Raw genomic sequence first — 20,690 nt, forward strand, 5'->3', positions numbered from 1 at the left:
CTCTGAATGAAGTGCTAAGTATAGGAGCTGATAACGGGGTTGGGTGGGAACTCGGAGCCTTCCGGGTTTGAGGATGCTCCTCCTCTACAGCGGTAAGGAAGGAGCAGGCTAACTACACCAGGTTTTTCAGGCGGTAGATCCACTCCAGCGCCTGACGCGGAGAGAGGGAGTCGGGGTCGAGATTTTCCAGCGCTTCCAGCGCCGGGGAGGTCTCCTCCGCCGGAACCAGCAGCGACATCTGGGTGCCGTCGATTTGCGTGGCCGCCGCGTTGCCCGACAGGCTCTCCAGCTCGCGCAGTTTGGCTCTGGCGCGCTTGATCACCTCTTTCGGCACGCCCGCCAGCGCCGCTACCGCCAGGCCGTAACTTTTGCTCGCCGCGCCATCCTGCACGCTGTGCATAAAGGCGATGGTATCGCCATGTTCGATAGCGTCCAGGTGAACGTTCGCCACGCCTTCCATCTTCTCGGGCAGGGTGGTCAGCTCGAAGTAATGGGTCGCAAACAGCGTCAGCGCCTTAATGCGGTTCGCCAGACTCTCGGCGCAGGCCCAGGCCAGCGACAGGCCATCATAGGTCGAGGTGCCGCGCCCAATCTCATCCATCAGCACCAGGCTGTTTTCCGTGGCGTTATGCAGGATGTTGGCGGTCTCGGTCATCTCCACCATAAAGGTTGAGCGTCCCGACGCCAGATCGTCCGCCGCACCGACGCGGGTAAAGATGCGGTCCACCGGACCAATCTCCGCCTGCGTTGCCGGCACGAAGCTGCCGATGTGCGCCATCAGCACAATAAGCGCGGTCTGCCGCATATAGGTACTTTTACCGCCCATATTCGGGCCGGTGATAATCAGCATCCGGCGCTGGGGCGAGAGCGACAGCGGGTTTGCGATAAACGGCTCGTTCAGCACCTGCTCCACCACCGGGTGACGGCCTTCGGTAATGCGAATGCCTGGTTTATCGCTCAGCGTCGGGCAGTGATAGTTCAGCGCATCAGCACGCTCGGCAAGGTTAACCAGCACGTCCAGCTCCGCCAGCGCCGCCGCGCTCTGCTGAAGATCGCCGAGGTGCGGCAGCAGCAGATCGAACAGCTCCTCGTAGAGCTGCTTCTCCAGCGCCAGCGCTTTGCCTTTCGAAGTCAGTACCTTGTCTTCGTACTCTTTGAGTTCCGGAATGATGTAGCGCTCGGCATTCTTCAGCGTCTGGCGGCGCACGTAGTTGATGGGCACCAGATGGCTCTGTCCGCGGCTGACCTGAATGTAGTACCCGTGTACCGCATTAAACCCGACCTTCAGGGTATCCAGCCCAAGCTTCTCGCGCTCGCGGATCTCCAGCCGGTCGAGGTAATCGGTCGCCCCGTCGGCCAGCGCGCGCCACTCGTCCAGCTCGGCGTTATAGCCGGGCGCGATTACACCGCCATCGCGTACCAGTACCGGCGGTGCTTCGATGACCGCGCGTTCCAGCAGCTCGCGCAGGTCGGTGAACTCGCCCATGGTATCGCGCAGGGTCTGTACATAATCGGTGTCGACATCGGCCAGCATGTCGCGCAGCGCCGGTAGCTGCTGGAACGCGTGACGCATCCGCGCCAGGTCGCGCGGGCGGGCAGTACGCAGCGCCAGACGCGCCAGAATACGTTCCAGATCCCCCACCTGGCGCAGCACCGGCTGGAGCTCGGCGGTGCGCTCCATCAGCGCGCTCAGGGTCTGCTGGCGCTTGCGCAGCACGTCACGATCGCGCACCGGCATATGCAGCCAGCGCTTGAGCATCCGGCTGCCCATCGGCGTGACCGTGCAGTCGAGCACCGACGCCAGGGTATTTTCAATGCCGCCGCTGAGGTTCTGGGTGATCTCCAGATTGCGGCGCGTGGCGGCATCCATAATGATGCCATCCTGCTGGCGCTCCATGGTGATGGAACGAATATGGGGCAGGGCGGTGCGCTGGGTATCTTTTACGTACTGCAGCAGGCAGCCTGCAGCACACAGCCCACGCGGCGCGTTTTCGACGCCGAAGCCGATCAGATCCCGCGTGCCGAACTGCATGTTGAGCTGCTGGCGCGCGGTGTCGATTTCAAACTCCCACAGTGGGCGACGGCGCAGCCCGCGGCGGCCATCGATCAGCGCCATATCAGTAAAATCTTCGGCATAAAGCAGCTCGGCAGGGTTGGTGCGCTGCAGCTCGGCGGCCATGGTTTCTTTATCCTGCGGCTCGCTGAGGAGAAAACGGCCAGAGCTGATATCCAGCGTCGCGTAGCCAAAGCCTTTCGCATCCTGCCAGATGGCGGCCAGTAGATTGTCCTGACGCTCCTGCAGCAGCGCCTCGTCGCTGATGGTGCCAGGCGTGACGATACGCACCACTTTGCGCTCCACCGGCCCTTTTGAGGTTGCCGGATCGCCAATCTGTTCGCAGATGGCCACCGACTCACCGAGGTTCACCAGCTTCGCCAGGTAGTTTTCCACCGCGTGATGCGGCACACCGGCCATCGGGATCGGCTCGCCCGCCGACGCGCCGCGTTTTGTCAGGGAGATATCCAGCAGCTGCGACGCACGCTTCGCATCGTCATAAAACAGCTCGTAGAAGTCACCCATCCGGTAGAACAACAGGATCTCCGGATGCTCCGCTTTCAGCTTCAGGTACTGCTGCATCATGGGGGTGTGGGCGTCGAGATTAGCCATTGTGCTCCAGCGTTTGATGTCTATGTTATTGAATTTCAATGAGGGCGTGAGTTTAGTGTTCTCATCAGGTGCACGCCTTTTCAATACATCTCATGAAGGTCGGAAGAGTGACGCAGCCGCGCTGCATCGTCCGCATTGCGTTTCATAAGGATACAGGGCGCATGATAACGAAGTCTGGGAAGCAGGAAAACAACAGGGCAAGCGGGAGGAATGAAAAGCACGAAGCGCTTCGTAAAAATCAATCGCAGCGGCAGCCAGGCACCGATATATCCTGGATATGACATTTTTATGAACACAGTCACAAATGCATAAGTTTCTCTTCTGTTCGTGAAACCAGAGGCGCGTAGCGCTCACTCAACCTTATCGTTGCGCGATGGGAAGGGGCGGTACTCATTTCGCAAGGTCAAGGGTGGGTCGGCGCTTCGCGCTGGCTTAATCGCAGCAGATTTTAGCGGAGTGAGAAACATGGTTAACCACGTAGGCGGTCACCGACCACATATTGCCCACAGCAATACGAACAACATAGAGCTGTCGAACAGAGGGTCACAGGAAACCCAGTCTGCTGCACGCGCAGATCAAGCAGCAACGGCCCGGCATAAAAACATCAACGACATTGCCCATATCCTGACGGACTATTTCCCTGCTGATATTGCGAAAGAGAAAGCCACTGCGCTGCACGATGAGCTGGGCCAGAAGCCCAGCGATGTCGAGGCGGTGATAAAAAAAGGGTACGAGTTTGACAAGGTGACAAAAGCGTTTGAAGGTGCCGTCGGTGCGCTGGGCTATGCCCTGTCGGAGGTGCCGGGCGATCTTATTGGTAAGGGCATTTGTCATCAGTTGGGATTACAGCCCGGCACCCATGTGCACGATATGGTTTCCGGTATGGCAGGCGGCATGACGGCAGTAGGGTTTAAAGCCGTGCTGGAAAAAGTGTTTGCCAACAGCGTGAAAGATACAAAATGGATGCAGGCTGATATGGATGCGCTGGAACCCTATATGCAGGAAGTGGTGAAAAAACGCGACAACGGCGTGCATAAGGTGTCTCAGGCCGCTATGGGTGGGTCGGGCTTCGATGCGCGTAATATTTTCACCGGTTCCGTGGCGGTGGGGACACAGGCGCTGCCAGAAAATGACCCGCATGCGCCACCGCCCGGTATCCTTGAAAGCACCACAAAGCCTGGCTATATCGGCAATAAAGTCGTCAGCGGTGTCCTGACCGCAGCGGCAGGCTCATTAAGTGGTGTGGTCCAGAATAAATACGACAGACTTCACGGTCCCGAATTCCTGTTTGGCCGCACCGACTGGAAAGAGCGCTATATGGCGCTGTCGAAAACCACGATGTCCGATCAGATTTATAACGGAGGAAAAAATCGACTGGCGACCGCGGGAAGGGATGCTTTTACCACCGGCGATAACTGGCGTGCGGGTTTTGCGAACCTTGGTACACCGAATCAGTTCGCAGAAAAGGTCGCACTGGGTGTCGGGCTTGGGTTGACCAACATGGCAAAAACAAGTGCGCGTGAAGATGTCCTTGCGGATGCTATCAGCAACACAGGCCTTGATCGAACCTCTCTGTTGTCCAGTCCGGCATTCCGCTCAAGAGTGGAGGCCGCTGCGCAAGGGGCGAACCTCGGTGCGGCAGCGCTGGCTTATTTTGGTCAGGGGTTAGCAGGTGTCAGCACGACCGAGCTCATGGCGATGTATCATCGCTGGCGTGATTCCGGGGCTGAGACGACCGGCGACACCACTACACCATCACCGGCCACGGCGCAGGATATTCCGCTGCCAGACGGGGGCGACAGCGCGTTAGCCACCCCCGCCAGCTCTGTTCACTCTGCAGCAACCAGCGCCGAGGATGCCTCCCCGCCGTCGCGCCCGGCCAGCCCGGCAAGCACCGCTGAGACCACCGGGTCGAATGCGGAGCAGGACTTTGACAGCACCGCCGCTACGGCTGCCAGCAGCCCGCGTCCGGCCAGCCCGGCAAGTTCAGCAAGTCCCGCCAGCGTCACCGGTTCGGAAATGAACCGAATGTTCGCCAGCAATGCCACCACGCCCGCTGGCACAGCGCGTCCGGCCAGTCCGGCGAGTACCGCTGAGACAACCGGGTCAGATGCGGAGCAGGATTTCAACAGCACCGCCGCTACGGCTGCCAGCAGCCCGCGTCCGGCCAGCCCGGCCCGCCCGGCAAGCCCCGCCAGCATCACCGGTTCGGAGATGAACCGGATGTTCGCCAGCAACGCGACCACGCCCGCTGGGACGCCACGCCCGGCAAGCCCTTCGAGCGTCACCGGTTCAGAGATGAACCGGATGTTCGCCAGCAACGCCACCACGCCCGCCGGGACGCCACGCCCGGCAAGCCCTGCGAGCGTCACCGGTTCAGAGATGAACCGGATGTTCGCCAGCAACGCGACCACACCCGCCGGGACGCCACGCCCGGCAAGCCCGGCCTCATCAGTGGTTACCGGGCAGGATGTCCCGCTACCCGACAGCCGCGAGGGATCCATCATCAGCGACACCGCGTCGATCAGCAGCCGCGCCAGCGCACCGCCGGTCGCCTCGCGTCATCAGATGGAAGCCCAGCAGCTGGCAGAGCGTATCGGTAAGATGACCTCGCCCTCCAGTAAATCGCTATAAATTATACGGAAAGGCTGACAGCCGCAGGCATTGCCCTGCGGTTTTTTTATAGCGGGAGAATAGTAATTAACGAACCGTTATCGCAGCCTTGTTGCCCATGAAGAGAGCGACACGGTTACCGGCAGTCGTCTCACCGTTGGCGATAACCTCGCCATCACCGCCACCGGTAAAGGCAACGCGGCAAACAACGGGGATATCACCGTAGTTGGTAGCCAGCTTAAGGCCGGGAAAGATGTTACGCTGGATGCCGCTCGCGATATCAATCTGATTTCCGGGCAGAATACCAACCTGGTCACGGGCAGCAACAGCAGCCATGGCGGTAGCGTGGGCGTCGCGCTGGGATTCGGCGGCACCACCAACGGGCTGAGCGTGTCGGCCAACGCGAACGCCAGCAGCGGCAAACAAAAGGGGAATTCCCTCACCCACAGCAACACCACCGTGAATGCCGGTAATACGGTAACGCTGGTCAGCGACCGCGACACCGCTCTTGCCGGTGCGCAGGTTAAAGGCTCGCAGGTGACGGCTGACGTTGGCCGCAGCCTGACCATCGCCAGCCAGCAGGACATCGACAACTACACCAGCAAGCAGGGCAGCGTCAGCGGCGGGCTGAGTTATACCTTTGGTGGTGGTGGGCCGGGCGGCAGCTTTAGTTTCAGCCGTGACAAAATGGACAGCAAATACCGCAGCGTCAACGACCAGAGCGGGCTGTTCGCCGGGGCAGGCGGGTTCGACGTCACCGTGGGCGAGCACACCCAGCTCGACGGCGCGGTACTGGCAAGCACAGCAACCGCAGACAAAAACCGTCTCGACACCGGCACGCTGGGCTTCGGGGATATCTACAACGAAGCCGACTTCAGGGTACAGCACCAGGGCGGCGGGTTCAGCACCGGGGGCATCGGCGCGCTGATTGCCAGCAACATCGGCAATGTGATGCTGATGGGTGCCGGCAGCAACGGACATTCCGACGGTACCACGCAGGCCGCCATCAGCCAGGGCACCATCGTAGTGCGGGACCAGGACCGGCAGAAGCAGGATGTGGCCGACCTGAGCCGCGACGCGCAGAACGCCAACGACAGCATCAGCAAAATCTTCGACAAGGAAAAAGAGCAGCGCCGCATGGAGCAGGCGCAGCTTATCGGTGAGATTAGCTCGCAGGTCGGGAAGATTGTGTCGACGTACGGTGAGATTGCGGCGACCGAAAGCGCGAATGAAAAAATGAAAGGCGTGCAGCAGGAGGACAGGGAAAGTGCACGCAAAGCGTGGGAACAGCTCAATCCGAATAAAACGGCGACAGAACAGGACGTCTCACAGTATCTCTACGACGGGTTCTATAACAGTGCCCTGGAGAAGAGTGAGATGGGAACGGGCGGGTCGTACCAGCGCGCCATCCAGGCCACTACCGCTATCGTTCAGGGGCTGAGCGGCGGCAATATCAACGCAGCACTTGCCGGGGCTGCCGCACCTTACCTTGCCAATCAAATCGCACAGCATATTGCTAAAGAGGATAAGGAAGCACGCCTGATTGCGCATGCCGTTCTCGGTGCAGCCCTGGCCGCCGTCCAGAAACAGGATATCGCCGCAGGCGCAGCGGGCGCCAGCATCGGCGAGCTGGCCGGGATGATTGCACTTGACCTCAAAGGCGTCACGGCAGGCGAGCTTTCCGAGGCGGACAAGCAGACCGTGAGCGCGCTGGCGACGCTGGCGTCAACCCTGGCCGGCGGGCTGATTGGTGATAATGGCGCAACGGCAGTTAATGCGGGCCTGGCCGGGAAGAATGCGGTTGAGAATAATGCTCTGAGTTCAACTCAGGCGCTGACTTTTGATAAAGAACTGTCGGACTGCCGCAAATCCGGTGGGGACTGCCAGGCGATTATTGATAAATGGAAAGCCATCAGTGACAAACAGAGTGCAGAAACCGACCAGAAGCTGAAAGACAATCCGCTGGAAGCCCAGGTTATTGATAAGGAAGTTGCTCAGGGCGGCGTTGGTATGACAGAGCGTCCCGGCTGGATGGGCAATCTCGGCCTGGCGGTAATGACCAGTGAGGAAGCCAAAGCTTATGTCCAAAAATGGAATGGACAGGACTTGGCAAACATAGACGTTAATAGCCCTGGCTGGACAAAATTTGCTGCGTTTGCATCTGATCCGGAAAATCAGGCAGCATTGGCATCAATGGGGATGCTGGGTAAAAATATTGTTCAACTTGCTAAAAATTTCGCTAAAGGATATATACCATCGAAAGGTTTACCTGTACCTGCTGGGTTATCTAAAGACATCCACTCAGGTCAACAGGGGAAACACATTCCAGGGCATAATAACTATACACCAGGTCGTTCCCCACTACTTGACGGCATTGAACCACAGAAACTATTGAATGGGGTTCATTCTGGTGAATATAAGATAATTAGGATGACTCCCAGAAATCAACCTGTTGTTAACTTCGTAAAGCCCATTGGTAATTATGAAGGACAACCAACAAATTACGGGATAGTACATTATGGAAAAAATGGTGCGCATATCGTTCCAGCAAATCCTGTGCAACATTAAGGAATTAAGGTTATGAAAAAACTACCAGATTGGTTATTTATATGGATAGTCAAGGCTTTACTTGGAGAGATATATCCATCAATAAGAGCTATTGCGGTCGAATTCAATGCGGAGAGGACGTTGATATTAAGATATTATCTTGATCGAGAGGTAGAGGAATCCGATCATGAAAGTATAGATGAAGTGATTGCTAACATACTGGCAAACACATCATCTAATGATGAAATAAAAAATGTAGTGGATGAAGTCTTTTTTGACCTAAGATTTTTTAAGGATTTAGAGCCATTGGATGGATTTGTCTATCTAAGAAAAGAAATTAAATAAATGAATCCCGGCACTCAAACGCCGGGATTTTTTATCTGTTAGTTACTATTGAGCCCTTCAGTCGCCAGGCGTATGTGAGCACGGCGGCGAACAAGCGCGAGTGTGACCGGGTGTTGCTGTCGGGGTCGCGAAAGCGAATGGCCGCGGTAGTCAAGGAAGTGCAATTCCCGTACCTTACCCACAGAAAGCTAACAATGGGTTTAGCTATCAATCTAATCCTAAACATACACCGGGGACAAAAGATTTTGGTGGCTCCAGAGCAGGTATTGAACCTAAAAATTCATTTGAATTATTTGAACATTCTATTTCAATATCTGGCGCTAAAAAGAGATTTTCGATGGATAAAGATGGGAATGTTCATCAATTTATGTCGGATGGAACTAACACTTATCACTGGGCAGGAAGTACAGCTGATAAACGGAACCCTTTAACTTTAGATAATAAGGTTAAGAGTGAACTGAGAAAACAAGAAGGTTGGAAATTAAAATGATTATAAGCGAAGATATTTCTGTTATTGGTATTCAGGTTGAGTATCTAAAAGAAATAATTACTCCCCATGGTATTTTTAATATTATAATAGATCAGGACTTCATTCTTGGAGATAATGTTTTTGTGGATTTATATTCAGTTATTTCCTTTCTGAAGGAAAGTCTATCTGAGGGTCTGGTTCGGTTAGAACAAGGAAAAGTCCCGGAAATCGGATCTACACCATTAAGTAAAATAGACTTCTCTGGGGAAACACCTGGTTCTTTGATATACCTTGACTTTGGTGAGTTATCAAACAAGGGCTTTGTATTCCATTTAGGTTTTAATGGGAAGTATGAAAGGCTAATTTATTCACTGGATAACGAAGAAACGTATCGGGAAAAAATATATCAAAGAGGAACTATACGAAATCTGATCGAAGCCATTCCAGATTGTGACAAGTTGAAATCAATACGTCGTAATGAAATGATTTCTTTGACTGATCTTAAAGATATGTAACCTGATGCTGGCGACGCTGGTAAAAACAGGATGTGGCCGACCTGAGCCGCGACGCGCAGAACGCCAACGACAGCATCAGCAAAATCTTCGACAAGGAAAAAGAGCAGCGCTGCATGGAGCAGGCGCAGCTTATCGGCGAGATTAGCTCGCAGGTCGGGAAGATTGTGTCGACGTACGGTGAGATTGCAGCGACCGAAAGCGCGAATGAAAAAATGAAAGGCGTGCAGAAGGAGGACAGGGAAAGTGCACGCAAAGCGTGGGAACAGCTCAATCCGAATAAAACGGCGACAGAACAGGACGTCTCTCAGTATCTCTACGACGGGTTCTATAACAGTCCCCTGGAGAAGAGTGAGATGGGGACGGGCGGGTCGTACCAGCGCGCCATCCAGGCCACCACGGCTATCGTTCAGGGGCTGAGCGGCGGCAATATGAATGCGGCACTTGCCGGGGCGGCTGCGCCATATCTTGCTAATTACGAAGGGCAACTGAGGAAACATATCCATTCAAGAAACCCAGAAGGTATAACTGTCTCTGATAAATAAAAGGTTATAAATGAAGACAATCATTTACGGAAAGGAATTGTTAGCAGTTATTGAAAGCCTGGGAGAGCTTGAGTGGATGCGTTTTCGTAATCGCTATCCTGAAGTCCAAATCAAAGGCGAACTGAAAAGGCAAGAGGACAGATCATTTTATTTTCCCTATACAAGCTTTCGTTTTCAAAATGAATGTGCCGATATCGTTAATAATCTTCAACAGGCGCTTGCATGCTATTCAGGTGCAGTGGAATGGATTTTAATTAGTCAAAAAAGAGAATTTGGAAATGGAGTCAATCGTTGCGTTTTGCCGAAGCATGTACAGGACATGAAAATAAAAGCGCGTGAATTTGATATCCATATCGATGATTACATGGCAAGATTTGAGCCAGCGTTCAGTCCGAAAGCTTTCGAAGATTTAGTGAAACTATCTAAACATGTAAAGAGTTTTTTTGAGGGGCCAGGCTTTGTTTTTGATTAATACTGTGACAGTAATCAACAAGCTAAGTTGAGGAATACTATTCCATAACGAGTGTGGATGATTAAATTACGTGATATTTGTTGCATTTTCTAATTGTAACATAATGAATTATAATAATTTTCAAGAGTGGTTGTTATTATTTTTATATTTTTTATGTTAGTGTGTTTTTGAGGGGCTAATGTCATTTAGCAATAAATGAGGTTAACGAGATTTTCTCATGGTGTGTTAATCTATTAAACAGATTGGTCTGTAATTTATGGCTATACTAAACACTGCATATACCAAATAACTGATAATTAAATAAGTACGTAGATAATATATAATTACCTAAAACCCAAAATAAAAACCGGGCCTCAACCCGGTATCACTGTCTTATTTCACATCAATCAGCAAAATTATCCCGCCAGTGTTTTTCACTGCGCTCGCGCGCTTCGGCGGGGAGGTCGCGCAGTTCCGGCAGGCCATCGCTGGAGCCGTAATCCATCGTGCTGCTCGCTTCGTCCTGCTCATCCTTTGCCGCAAAGGTCAGGGTTTCATCGATCTTTTCCCAGTCGCCGCCGCTGTGCTGGTAAATCAGCGCATAGGTCGGAGTTTTCTCGTCGTCGCCATAAACTTCATATTTATGCGTGGGAGCATCGTTCGGGCCGAACTGCAGCGTGTCGATAAGTGTGGAATCAGCCATCGTTTTCTCCTCTGTCAGTAAGCTTTAAGCGTAGTCTATCCTCAGCCTGGCAGCGCTCGCGCAGCCCCTTCAACGCCTCCAGCCCCTCAACTGTCCAGCATTAAAGCGTGATGTAAATCTCACTTTGCATCTGATTTTATAAGGTGTATTTTAAATGCATCTTATTTGCGCTTTACCTGACCCTTTCGTGCCTCGCCGGTTGGCTGGCGGCACAGAACTTAAGCTTTTGGGCTTACAGCATGAGGTAAGATTATGAATACGATTATCCCTTCGCATTACGTTCACACCCGCGCCACCGCCTTCTTCGATAAATCCAGCGTGCCTGCTGCGCTGCTCAGCCACCACAACACCAAAGCCGGGGTCTATGGCCGTCTCTCCGTCATGCGCGGGGCGGTGAAATACTTTGGTTTTCCGGACGCGGAAAGCACCACGCCGGATCTGGAGCTGGTGATCGAGGCCGGTAGTTTTGGCATCAGCCCGCCGCAGAAATGGCACCGCATCGAACTTCTTACCGACGATACCTTTTTCAATATTGATTTCTTTGCCGAGCCGGACGCCCAACTGAATGGCAAAGGCTTTGGTCAGGTGGTCAACACCAGTAAGGCGTAGCGATGAACAGGATCGAAATTCCCACCCATTATGTTCACGTTCGCAGCACGCCGTTCTGGAGCCTGCAAACCGCGCCGCCCGGCATCTGGCAGCGTCATCTCGATGCCGGCACGCGCCAGGGCGTCTTGCCGCGTCTGTCGGTAATGCGCGGCGCGATACGCTACTGCCGCTATGCGGACCAGCACAGCCCCGAGGTGGTGGAAAGCTTCGTGATTAACGCGGGTCAGTTCGGCGTGTTCCCGGCGGAGGAGTGGCATCTGATCGAGGCGCTGTCTGACGATGTCATCTTCAGCGTTGATTTTTATGTTGATCCACAGATCCTTCTTGAGGAGTGAAACAGGCGATGGACGTTGCAACTGAAAACAAAGGCTACACGCTGGGACTGAAAAACCGTGAAACCGGGCAGGACGCCAGCAAGGTGTATATGAAACCGATGGCGCTGTATGTGCCTGCCGTGGCCGCCGCCGCGGTCGCTACCCTGGCCCGGACGCTGGGCGAGGCGCGGGGCAGCGTGGTGCTAACGGTGACCAATAACAATAACGGCGTGTCGGTGGATAAGGATTTTGCCACCCTTGAAGACGCGGCAGACGAGACCAACGCGGCAGATGCCGTGAAAGCGCTTATCAATATCGTGCGCGGCTACGATGACGACGATGAGCATAACGTCTGTGGCTGGTAGCGTGCCGCGTCGAGCTGAATGGCATCAAACCCCAGTCGCGCTGCTATACGGGCGTGGTGCAGCGCCTGAAATAACCGCATTACTCTGAAACGCTCAAATATTATGCGCCATCACTGTCGTCGGGTAGTATGATTCCGGTAAAGATTACAGGGAGTTAGTGACAGAGGCAGAGGCAGCCAGAAAGGATGATATAGCCAGTGGGCATGGATGTTTCCCGGATACCGCGATAACCGAAGGTAGCCCAAATGTGTTTATTAACGGCCAGCCTGCCGCCAGAGTCGGTGATGCCGTCGCGCCACACGGTGCACCTGCGGTAATGGCTGTGGCATGCATGCCCGCGTCATCGCAGAAGGTGCATCATCGGTATTTATCAACGGGAAGCCCGCGGTCGCCGTTGGTCATGGTATTAACTGCGGCGGTGTAGTTATCTCTGGCAGCAGTAATGTCTTCATCGACAGCGGGGAAAATAGCGCTTCTGATGATGCTTCATGCCCATCCTGGATGCATGCGTCTGATAAGGACGCTGTTCAGCATCCTTCCCCCGATGCGGCACCTTCCGGATTCAGTGATGGGGTGCCGGCGGCAGGTCAGCAGGCACAAGCCTCGCGGCCGGAGCCCATGCCTCTTCCCGCACTGATTTACCAGACCCTACGCCAGATGGATGACGATAAAGCCAAAGACATGCATCACGGCGATCTGGATGCGCTGACCCTGCGTAATAAACTGAATCTCGATGTGGATACGGTATCTGCAAGAGTAAATGCCCGTACGCTAAGGCTGCTGAATCAACCCAATCCTTACATGATGTCGTCGCCGTATGCTATCGCGGCAATACCAGACACTATGCCAGTGGTTAGCCGCGAGGAGGCCGCCGCTCTCATGTTTGATGAATTCCGGGAACTGGCGAAGCTGTTCTCTTTTCATGGCGAATATCAGCACATCATTACAGAGATGATTACGCATATGCAGGGCAACAGCGGCACGCCCTACAGCAGCCCATTACTGGACCAGGCGCTGAGAGAGCAGATCATGAGTGACCGTTCAGAACAAAGCTCTTTATTGAAAATAAAAAGCGCACTGAAGGCTGCAATCAATTACGAATATGGGCTCATTCCTCTCAATGAGAAGGACGATTTATTCGATGAAAAGGGTAACCTCAAGGAAGTTAATGCAGCTGTACTCCCTAAGTTTGACCGTCTGATAGACCGTACCAACGGATTAGTGATCGCCGTTCATGATATGTGGGCAGCGCATATCACACTGGAATCACTGGAGGTGACGGGCGATAGCTTCCGGGCGAAAGTGCACTACCGTATTCAGGATCACTTTGGCCTCGATGATGACGATGTGCTCAATCCTGTTTATCGAGAATTTCGTATATTCCGGCTGTGGTTCGTGCTCCAGCGCTGGAAAGAATATGGCTACAGGCCTTTTATTACTGAGATAAATACCACCGTTGAAATCAGCGGAGGGCGGGGTGAATAAACGACTGATAGCGGGTGTTATTGCGGCTGCATCCTGCGGCTACCTGCTCTGGCAGTATTTTACGCCAGTTGAAATTGTGGCTGTCCATGAGGGTAATACGATACTGGTCAGGAATTTTCCGTATCTGAAAAGCCGGCAGATAGCCTGGTGGCAAGCCAATAAAGACATGATTCAGGCGCAATACGGTATACCGGATAAACGCGAAGATGATTATTACAGCGTGGTCATTATGGACTTTGGTGAGGGGTATCGTATCGACAGAGGAACGGATGAAGATTCGGATCTGCTGTGCTTTGATGACATGCCCGTTGATGCCAGATGTATCGAAAAGAAAATTCATCTCTGGATTAGATTTAGTAAAAATACAGGGATGCTTTATCGATAAAGATGTGCCGTTTAAAAAAGCATCTTCCTGAATCCTTTTCACGCAGAATCCCTTGCCCTGTAAACATGACTACGCAGCCAACAAAGCCCCAGGATGTAAGCGTAGCGCACCCACCTTTGAAAACGCAGCAGTAGCGGATGCACAGCCTTACCCGCCCTGGAAGGCGAGAAACACGGCGTAACCGGCCCCGCCCGGCCCAATAAAAAAACGGAGCACAGCGCTCCGTTTTTTGTGGTTAGTCAGCACAGGCCGCGGGGTGGCGGTGCTTATTTATCGACGCCAAAGCCCTGCTTGAGGATCGCGGGCAGTACATCAGGGAAATAGACGTGCTGATAGTAGCCGCTCACGCTGGCGCTCCAGGTGTCGCCGTCGGTACGGCCAATGGCCTGCCAGTGGTCGAGCATCTGCTGGTTATAGCGGGTGATTTTCTCTTCCAGACCGGCGGTTTTGTAGGTCTCATCGTGGCGGAAGGTGTCGAGCGGCAGACGCGGTTTATGATGCGAAGGCTGATCGACATGACCAATCACCACGCCGGCGACCGGGAAGGTATGTTCCGGCAGTTCGAGCAGGCTGGTCAGCGCCTGCGGATGCAGACGGATACCGCCAATTGGCACAATACCCAGCCCTTCAGAGCGGGCAGCGGCCATCACCGAGCCCAGCGCGATGCCGATATCGGTGGCACCCGCAACGATACTTTCAATACTCTCGTGAGCCACCTGCTGGTTACCGATAAGCTTCATCCCGACCTCGGTTTTATACATATCGAGTACGAAGGTGACGAATACCGGCGCTTTCGCAATCCACGGCTGGCCGCCGGCGATGCGGGAGATCTCGGCGCGCTTTTGCGCGTCGCGGGTGACGACAACCGACACCTGCTGAGAGTGCACTGAGGTAGGCGCGTGGTAAGCCGTGCTCAGAATACGTTCAAGCGTGGCGTCATCAATGGCTTTATCGGTAAAGCTGCGCTCGCTTTTGTGGTCGTTAAACAGATCAATAATGGCGTTCATGACGTCTCCTTATAAGTCGAAAAAGCCTACCAGCCCCGCGCACATCTTTATTTATCACTCTATGCGCTATGCCGTTGGGCGGCACGGGTTGCCGGCGCAAAAGCCGCCGGGAAAACGTCGAAGGGGGAGGCGGGCGAGGCCGTTATCAGGTAACGGCCTCGCCCGGTGCGGCATCAGGATTTGAACAGGTTTTTCAGGGCGTGCGGCTGGCAGCGCTGGTACTGGCTTGCCACCGTCACCTGGGCACCCAGCTTCGCGGCGGCATGCCACGGCCAGCGCGGGTCGTAGAGCGCGGTGCGCGCAATGCCGATAAAGTCAGCGTCACCGCTGGCGATGATGGACTCGGCATGTTCAGGCTCGGTAATCAGCCCCACGGCGACAACCGGGATCGCCACGGCGTTTTTCACCGCCTGCGCCAGAGGCACCTGGTAGCCCGGGTAGACGTTTATCTGCTGCGCGGGATGCAGGCCGCCGCTCGACACATGGATCACATCCGCCCCACGGGCTTCCAGCATTTTCGAGAACTCCACGGCTTCATCAACGGTAAACCCGCCGTCTACCCAGTCCGTGGCAGAGATGCGCACGCTGACCGGCTTGTCTGCCGGGAACGCAGCGCGCACCGCGTCAAACACTTCCAGCGGGAAACGCGCCCGGTTCTGCAGCGATCCGCCGTAGCTGTCGGTGCGCTGGTTGGAGAGCGGCGACAAAAACTGGTGCAGCAGATAGCCGTGCGCCGCATGCAGCTGAATGACATCAAACCCGAGTCGCGCTGCGCGTTTTGCCGCCTCGGCAAAGCTGTCACGTATTGCCGCTAAACCGGCGTCGTCCAGCGCCTGTGGTGGTGTGGAATCCGCGCTCCAGGCAACGGCGGACGGGGCCACGGTCTGCCAGCCTTTTTCATCATCCGGCGCGAACGGTCCGGCGTTATCCCACGGGCGCGCGGTGGAGGCTTTTCTCCCGGCGTGCGAGAGCTGGATGGCGAGCGGAATTGCAGACCAGCTGCGGATGGCGTCAACCACGCGCTTCATCGCCGCTTCGCACTCATCGCTGTAGAGCCCGACATCAGCCCAGGTGATCCTGCCTTCCGGCGATACCGCGCTGGCTTCAAACGTCAGCAGCCCGGCTCCCGACTGGGCCAGCTGCCCGAGGTGCATCATATGCCAGTCGTTCATACAGCCATTCTCTGCCGAATACTGGCACATAGGCGCGATGACGATGCGGTTAGCCAGCTCCAGATCGCGGAGTTTATAAGGCGTAAAAAGTTGCGGTGCAGACATAGCATTATCCCCTTAATTGGTAAAAGTCTTGCGCGTACCTGTCCTGAGACCTTCTGCCATCTTAGATCCCCGACGGCAATTCTGCGTGATCGGTATGTGGCGTTAAGGGAAAAACGTCCACATTACCCGCGCGCCGCGCTGCGCTGCATAATCGCCAGCGCGCTGAGCATCAGCGTCAGCCCAACGATAAGCGTCAGCGTCGCCATCGCCATCCCCTGGCCCACGGACCCCTGTTCAAACTGCCGCCAGATAAACACCGCCACCGTCTGCGTTCCGGCGGGGGCGAGCAGGAGCGAGGTCACCAGCTCGCGTGACGCGATGGCGAACACCATCAGCATGGCGGCGAGCAGCGCCGGGGAGACCAGCGGCAGCACGATGGCGCGCAGCGCCTGAAACGCCGTCGCGCCGTGTACCCGCGCGGCGGGCTCCAGATTACCGCCCAGCTGGCGCAATGCGCTGCCGACGTAGCGCACCGGCCACGGCAGGAGCAGACAGCAGTAAGAGAGCAGCAAAATAGCCCAAGTGTTGTAGGGTGAGACCGGCCAGAAGGTCCGGTTCCACAGCAGGATCAGCCCCACGCCCACCACAATGCCGGGCAGCGCGGCGGGCATCAGCGACAGCGCGTCGATGATGCCGCGTCCTTTAATGCGCTGCACCACCACCAGCCACGCGGCGAGCAGGCCCACCGCTCCGGTAACCAACGCCGAGGCCAACGCCAGCGACAGGCTGGTGCCGAGCGCGGTTAACGCATCGCCCTGTTGAGCGAACAGCGCCGCGTAGTGCGCGGTGGTAGCGTTCGCCAGCGTCAGCCCGCCGGAGAGCGTGCCCATCACCCCGGTGACCGCCATTGACAGCCCCGGCACCACTACCGCGAGAAAACCGATACCGGCCATGACGGCCACCACCGGCACGGCTGCCACGCCGAGGCGCGCGCCGCTGTTTTCGGTGGGTTTACCGGTCACGCTGGTAACGTCGCGTCCGCCGGTCAGCTTGCCCTGTAGCCACCAGGCGCAGAGCGCGATGGTGATTAATATCAGCGACAGCATCGACGCGCCGGGCAGGTCGATGGGCCAGTCGGCGAGCTTTTTCTCAATCCCGACCGTCAGCATCACCACGCCCGAGCGCGTACCCAGCGCGGCAGGCACGCCGTACTCTTCAATCGCGAGGGTAAAGGCCAGCAGCATCCCGGCGGCCAGCGAGGGCGAGAGCATCGGCAGCGTCACGTGGTAAAACGCCCGCCAGGCGCTGGCTCCGTGCACCCTGGCGACCAGCGCCAGCCGCTGCCCGCTGGCAAGCAGGCTGCGCGATACCGCGAAGTAGACCACCGGAAAGATGTTGAGCGTCATCACCAGTACGATGCCGGTTTTGCTGAACAGCAGGGCGTTAAGATCGAAACCAAGCAGCTGCGCCAGGTAGCCGTTGGTCTGCAATACCAGCATCCACGACAGCGCCGCGATGTAGGGCGGCGTCAGGAAGGGGAGCAGGAACAGCAGATCCCACAGGCGCGGGCAGGGCAGGTTGAACAGCCCGCGCGCTACACCGAGCGGCAGGCCGAGGCAGGCGCTGAGCAATGCCACGCCCGCGGCAATCTGCAGCGTGCCGCCAAACATGGCCGGTAGCTGCGGGTCGGAAAACAGCGGTGCGATACCCGAGAAAGCGCCCTCCAGGGAACCGGCGCTGAACTGCGGGAAAACGGCCTGCAGGATGATAAACAGCAGCGGTAGCGCCACCAGTACCAGCAGGGCGGCCAGCGTGACGAGCGAAAGAAGTCGTTGATTCACAGCGAATGTCCAGAAGACGGGGTTGCCCCCGTCGGATGAAAATTAGTGGGCAAACAGCGTACTGAAGCGCTTGAGTACCGCGCTACGCTCGCTGGTGCCGTCGCTTCTGGTGGGCAGCAGTTTCAGTTCGGTGAACAGCGGGCGCTTCGCCTGCACGTCGGTGCGGGCCGGCATCAGCCAGGCGTCGGCCACCATTTTCTGGCCTTCCGGCGACAGCACGTAATCAACAAACGCCTTCGCATCCGCTTCATGCTGGGTGGTTTTCAGGATCATCATCGGACGCGGGGCAATCACCGTCCCGCTGGCCGGGAAGATCACCTTCAGGGATTCGCCCTGCTCAATGTTGCCGTAGGTAACGTAATCCACCGCACCGAACACCGCTGCTTTTGCCCCCTGCATCACCGGCGTGACGGCCTGCGCGTTCGGGCCGCTGACCACCATGCCGTTCTGTTTCAGGCCGTCGAACAGCGTCCAGGCCTTATCCCCCATGCCGTTTTGCAGACCAATCAGCAGATCCAGCGACGCACCGGAGAGCGCCGGGTCCGGCGTCGTTACCTTGTCTTTAAACGCCGGCGCGGTCAGATCGTGCCACTCTTTCGGTTCAGGGGTGCCGCTTTTGGTGTTCCAGACGATCCCCAGCGCCGAGACGCCCTGCGCCACATAGTCGGCGCTCTTCAGCGTGTCCGGCACCTCACCCGCGTTGGTGCTCTGGTACGGCAGCAGCCAGCCGCGATTGTGCAGATCCTCGGCGGTGTCCCAGGAGGCGGAGATCAGAATATCCGCCTGCGGATTAGCCTGTTCGGCTTCGAGACGCGCCATGACTTTGCCGGTAGTGGCCTGGAAGATATTCACCTTCACTCCGGTTTTCTTCTCAAAGCCGCTGGCCAGCCCTTTCGCCAGCGAGCCAGGGCCGGCGGTGTACACGGTAAGCGCGTGCGCGCTGGACATCATAACGGACGACAACACCATGGCTAACGCAACTCCTTTCTTCACGGACAGTTTCATGCGGTTTCCCCTGAGGATGATGTAACAGATCGAATGGCGTCTACACGCCCGGCAGACAGATGAACAATGCGGTCAGCGAGGATCTCGGCTTCGCGGCGATCGTGGGTGACGTACACCGCGGTAATGCCGAGCTGGCGCAGCAGGGTAGCCATGTCACGGCACAGGGATTCGCGCAGCTCGCTGTCGAGATTGGAAAGGGGTTCGTCGAACAGCAGCACGCGCGGTTCGGCGACAATCGCCCGGGCCAGCGCTACGCGCTGCTGCTGCCCGCCGGAGAGGCCTGCGGGTTTACGCCCGGCGAACTCACTCAGCCCGACGCGCGCCAGCGCTCCGGCGACACGGCGCTCACGCTCCGTGTGGGCAACGCGGCGCATCTTCAGCGGGAAGGCGACGTTCTGCTCGACCGTCATATGCGGCCACAGGGCATAATCCTGGAATACCATGCCGATGTTGCGCAGCTCAGGCGGCAGCGCCCAGCCGGATTTCGCCACCAGGCGGGTGCCAAAATGGATGGTGCCCGCGGCGGGTTGGGTCAGGCCGGCCAGCAGGCGCAGCAGGGTACTTTTGCCGCAGCCGGAGGGGCCGAGCAGCGCCATTACAGTACCAGCGGGAATCTCAAGATCGATCTGATTGAGCACGGTGTGGCTACCAAAAGCATAGCTAACACCGGCCAGGCGGATATCGGTAAACGCGTCCATCAGCGCCCTCCCACAATGGGAAAGCGTCTGCCACCCGCGGTCTTCATCCTGCGGGGCGCGTCCACCTGCACTAACGTCAGGGGAGCAAACATATTGTTATCCTCTTTGGGATTTGCTGGCGCTGACTATAGGCAGGGAATATGACGGAGAGATTACGGTGATATTACGCCGGAAGCGCTTAATAACATGTAGACAGCTATTTTTGATAGCGTGAGGCTGCAGACCTCACGCACGATAAGCATGTTATTATTTACTCATCAGCTTACCCATAAAGTTTTTACATTTATTTTTGGCTGGCCATCCTTTAACCAAATTTTTGCCGTATTGGTTAAATAACTTTTGTTCATCAGTGTTCATCGAAATAACTTCAGAGTCCGGTATTTCGAAAATGCGTTCATTCTGCATTATGTAATACGTCTTGCCAGGCTCAGGAATAAAGGAGAGTCTGGAGTCAGCAATGTATCTACCATAATTTCTGGTCTGCTCGTAGGCATAAAAATTACCAGGCTTTATTTTGGCTTTAATTACATTACCACTGGCTGCGAAAACATTCGAATCAAGCTCGTAACGCGTATCCATATCGAAGCAGGCATCGGTATCAACATATTTATAAGTGGTAATATAAATGGTTCCTACGCTGCCTTCATAATTTCTTGCATAGATAGTGGCGGCATCACTTCCTTCATATTGGCTATAATCGAGCGGTAAAATATTTGAGCAGCCGGATAACAGTAAAGCAGATAAAAAACACAAACTTCCTTTCCACATAACGCCTGTCCTGATGATTAAATAACGAGCGGGTTGGTTTGATGTTAAACCCTGAATGATAGTTTTTTCTACACAAAAGCAAAACTACCAGATTTGAGTGCTCTGATTAGTTTTTATCGTAAGTGCCACAAGAGAGTAGGTGCAAC

21 protein-coding genes are annotated in these 20,690 nt (G+C 55.7%); 13 read left to right on the forward strand and 8 right to left on the reverse strand.

Annotation, left to right across the window (positions count from 1 at the left end; genetic code table 11):
- Positions 1-112: 112 nt before the first annotated feature.
- Positions 113-2,665, reverse strand: coding sequence for a DNA mismatch repair protein MutS (gene mutS, locus ET34_RS0113490; RefSeq protein WP_031522901.1), 2,553 nt, complete (start codon positions 2,663-2,665; stop codon positions 113-115).
- Positions 2,666-3,130: 465 nt separating this feature from the next.
- Between mutS and ET34_RS21285 the strand changes: the two genes are divergently transcribed.
- The 7 genes from ET34_RS21285 (at position 3,131) to ET34_RS0113535 (ending at position 10,168) form a co-directional block, all read left to right on the forward strand.
- Positions 3,131-5,299: a hypothetical protein gene (locus ET34_RS21285; protein WP_031522905.1), complete on the forward strand. Its 2,169-nt coding sequence runs from the start codon at positions 3,131-3,133 to the stop codon at positions 5,297-5,299.
- Positions 5,300-5,452: 153 nt separating this feature from the next.
- Positions 5,453-7,846, forward strand: coding sequence for a hemagglutinin repeat-containing protein (locus ET34_RS0113510; RefSeq protein WP_236633868.1), 2,394 nt, complete (start codon positions 5,453-5,455; stop codon positions 7,844-7,846).
- A gap of 12 nt (positions 7,847-7,858) precedes the next feature.
- The gene (locus tag ET34_RS0113515) at positions 7,859-8,170 is read left to right on the forward strand and encodes a hypothetical protein (RefSeq protein WP_031522910.1); all 312 of its coding nucleotides are present in this window, start codon (positions 7,859-7,861) and stop codon (positions 8,168-8,170) included.
- A gap of 337 nt (positions 8,171-8,507) precedes the next feature.
- The gene (locus ET34_RS22985; RefSeq protein WP_236633862.1) at positions 8,508-8,660 is read left to right on the forward strand and encodes a hypothetical protein; all 153 of its coding nucleotides are present in this window, start codon (positions 8,508-8,510) and stop codon (positions 8,658-8,660) included.
- Positions 8,657-9,154: a hypothetical protein gene (locus tag ET34_RS0113525; protein ID WP_031522912.1), complete on the forward strand. Its 498-nt coding sequence runs from the start codon at positions 8,657-8,659 to the stop codon at positions 9,152-9,154. Before ET34_RS22985 ends, ET34_RS0113525 begins: the two co-directional genes overlap by 4 nt.
- A gap of 32 nt (positions 9,155-9,186) precedes the next feature.
- Positions 9,187-9,696 carry a hypothetical protein gene (locus ET34_RS0113530; protein WP_031522913.1) on the forward strand — a complete coding sequence of 170 codons (510 nt, stop codon included), beginning with the start codon at positions 9,187-9,189 and terminating at the stop codon, positions 9,694-9,696.
- Positions 9,697-9,706: 10 nt separating this feature from the next.
- Positions 9,707-10,168 carry a hypothetical protein gene (locus tag ET34_RS0113535; protein ID WP_031522915.1) on the forward strand — a complete coding sequence of 154 codons (462 nt, stop codon included), beginning with the start codon at positions 9,707-9,709 and terminating at the stop codon, positions 10,166-10,168.
- A gap of 382 nt (positions 10,169-10,550) precedes the next feature.
- Here ET34_RS0113535 and ET34_RS0113540 read toward each other — a convergent pair whose 3' ends face one another.
- Positions 10,551-10,850 carry a hypothetical protein gene (locus ET34_RS0113540; protein WP_031522917.1) on the reverse strand — a complete coding sequence of 100 codons (300 nt, stop codon included), beginning with the start codon at positions 10,848-10,850 and terminating at the stop codon, positions 10,551-10,553.
- Between the two features lie 252 nt (positions 10,851-11,102).
- Here ET34_RS0113540 and ET34_RS0113545 point away from each other — a divergent pair, with 252 nt between their 5' ends.
- From ET34_RS0113545 to ET34_RS0113565, 6 genes are all read left to right on the forward strand, one after another.
- Positions 11,103-11,459, forward strand: a complete 357-nt coding sequence (locus ET34_RS0113545) for a DUF1971 domain-containing protein (RefSeq protein WP_031522922.1) — start codon at positions 11,103-11,105, stop codon at positions 11,457-11,459.
- A 2-nt stretch (positions 11,460-11,461) separates the two neighbouring features.
- On the forward strand, positions 11,462-11,794 hold the full coding sequence (locus ET34_RS0113550) for a DUF1971 domain-containing protein (RefSeq protein ID WP_031522924.1): 333 nt from the start codon (positions 11,462-11,464) through the stop codon (positions 11,792-11,794).
- 8 nt (positions 11,795-11,802) lie between these two features.
- A complete protein-coding gene (locus tag ET34_RS0113555; protein ID WP_031522925.1) occupies positions 11,803-12,138 on the forward strand; it encodes a DUF1869 domain-containing protein in 336 nt (111 codons plus the stop codon).
- Positions 12,139-12,295: 157 nt separating this feature from the next.
- A complete protein-coding gene (locus tag ET34_RS21895; protein ID WP_072002028.1) occupies positions 12,296-12,562 on the forward strand; it encodes a PAAR domain-containing protein in 267 nt (88 codons plus the stop codon).
- Entirely contained in the window at positions 12,466-13,623 is a 1,158-nt protein-coding gene (locus tag ET34_RS0113560) for a DUF3289 family protein (protein WP_051640538.1), read from the forward strand. The genes ET34_RS21895 and ET34_RS0113560 overlap by 97 nt, the downstream gene beginning before the upstream one ends.
- Complete coding sequence (locus ET34_RS0113565; RefSeq protein WP_031522928.1) at positions 13,616-14,008, forward strand: DUF943 family protein; 393 nt, start codon at positions 13,616-13,618, stop codon at positions 14,006-14,008. Before ET34_RS0113560 ends, ET34_RS0113565 begins: the two co-directional genes overlap by 8 nt.
- A gap of 266 nt (positions 14,009-14,274) precedes the next feature.
- Here the strand turns inward: ET34_RS0113565 and ET34_RS0113570 are convergent, their stop codons facing one another.
- From ET34_RS0113570 to ET34_RS0113595, 6 genes are all read right to left on the reverse strand, one after another.
- The gene (locus tag ET34_RS0113570) at positions 14,275-15,015 is read right to left on the reverse strand and encodes a nitroreductase family protein (protein WP_031522930.1); all 741 of its coding nucleotides are present in this window, start codon (positions 15,013-15,015) and stop codon (positions 14,275-14,277) included.
- Positions 15,016-15,188: 173 nt separating this feature from the next.
- A complete protein-coding gene (locus tag ET34_RS0113575; protein ID WP_031522932.1) occupies positions 15,189-16,292 on the reverse strand; it encodes an NADH:flavin oxidoreductase/NADH oxidase in 1,104 nt (367 codons plus the stop codon).
- A 122-nt stretch (positions 16,293-16,414) separates the two neighbouring features.
- Positions 16,415-18,073 carry an ABC transporter permease gene (locus ET34_RS0113580; protein ID WP_031522933.1) on the reverse strand — a complete coding sequence of 553 codons (1,659 nt, stop codon included), beginning with the start codon at positions 18,071-18,073 and terminating at the stop codon, positions 16,415-16,417.
- A 42-nt stretch (positions 18,074-18,115) separates the two neighbouring features.
- A complete protein-coding gene (locus tag ET34_RS0113585) occupies positions 18,116-19,078 on the reverse strand; it encodes an ABC transporter substrate-binding protein (protein WP_031522935.1) in 963 nt (320 codons plus the stop codon).
- Positions 19,075-19,776, reverse strand: a complete 702-nt coding sequence (locus tag ET34_RS0113590; RefSeq protein ID WP_031522937.1) for an ABC transporter ATP-binding protein — start codon at positions 19,774-19,776, stop codon at positions 19,075-19,077. Before ET34_RS0113590 ends, ET34_RS0113585 begins: the two co-directional genes overlap by 4 nt.
- Before the next feature lie 246 nt (positions 19,777-20,022).
- Positions 20,023-20,544 carry a hypothetical protein gene (locus tag ET34_RS0113595; RefSeq protein WP_031522938.1) on the reverse strand — a complete coding sequence of 174 codons (522 nt, stop codon included), beginning with the start codon at positions 20,542-20,544 and terminating at the stop codon, positions 20,023-20,025.
- Between the last annotated feature and the right edge of the window lie 146 nt (positions 20,545-20,690).

The sequence above is a fragment of the Siccibacter colletis genome, from assembly GCF_000696575.1.
Classification (GTDB): domain Bacteria; phylum Pseudomonadota; class Gammaproteobacteria; order Enterobacterales; family Enterobacteriaceae; genus Siccibacter; species Siccibacter colletis.

Coding starts and splice junctions, on each gene's coding strand:
- mutS (WP_031522901.1), bottom strand. CDS start 2,665: ATGGCTAATCTCGACGCCCACACCCCCATGATGCAGCAGTACCTGAAG.
- ET34_RS21285 (WP_031522905.1), top strand. CDS start 3,131: ATGGTTAACCACGTAGGCGGTCACCGACCACATATTGCCCACAGCAAT.
- ET34_RS0113515 (WP_031522910.1), top strand. CDS start 7,859: ATGAAAAAACTACCAGATTGGTTATTTATATGGATAGTCAAGGCTTTA.
- ET34_RS22985 (WP_236633862.1), top strand. CDS start 8,508: ATGGATAAAGATGGGAATGTTCATCAATTTATGTCGGATGGAACTAAC.
- ET34_RS0113525 (WP_031522912.1), top strand. CDS start 8,657: ATGATTATAAGCGAAGATATTTCTGTTATTGGTATTCAGGTTGAGTAT.
- ET34_RS0113535 (WP_031522915.1), top strand. CDS start 9,707: ATGAAGACAATCATTTACGGAAAGGAATTGTTAGCAGTTATTGAAAGC.
- ET34_RS0113540 (WP_031522917.1), bottom strand. CDS start 10,850: ATGGCTGATTCCACACTTATCGACACGCTGCAGTTCGGCCCGAACGAT.
- ET34_RS0113545 (WP_031522922.1), top strand. CDS start 11,103: ATGAATACGATTATCCCTTCGCATTACGTTCACACCCGCGCCACCGCC.
- ET34_RS0113550 (WP_031522924.1), top strand. CDS start 11,462: ATGAACAGGATCGAAATTCCCACCCATTATGTTCACGTTCGCAGCACG.
- ET34_RS0113555 (WP_031522925.1), top strand. CDS start 11,803: ATGGACGTTGCAACTGAAAACAAAGGCTACACGCTGGGACTGAAAAAC.
- ET34_RS0113560 (WP_051640538.1), top strand. CDS start 12,466: ATGCATGCCCGCGTCATCGCAGAAGGTGCATCATCGGTATTTATCAAC.
- ET34_RS0113570 (WP_031522930.1), bottom strand. CDS start 15,015: ATGAACGCCATTATTGATCTGTTTAACGACCACAAAAGCGAGCGCAGC.
- ET34_RS0113575 (WP_031522932.1), bottom strand. CDS start 16,292: ATGTCTGCACCGCAACTTTTTACGCCTTATAAACTCCGCGATCTGGAG.
- ET34_RS0113585 (WP_031522935.1), bottom strand. CDS start 19,078: ATGAAACTGTCCGTGAAGAAAGGAGTTGCGTTAGCCATGGTGTTGTCG.
- ET34_RS0113590 (WP_031522937.1), bottom strand. CDS start 19,776: ATGGACGCGTTTACCGATATCCGCCTGGCCGGTGTTAGCTATGCTTTT.
- ET34_RS0113595 (WP_031522938.1), bottom strand. CDS start 20,544: ATGTGGAAAGGAAGTTTGTGTTTTTTATCTGCTTTACTGTTATCCGGC.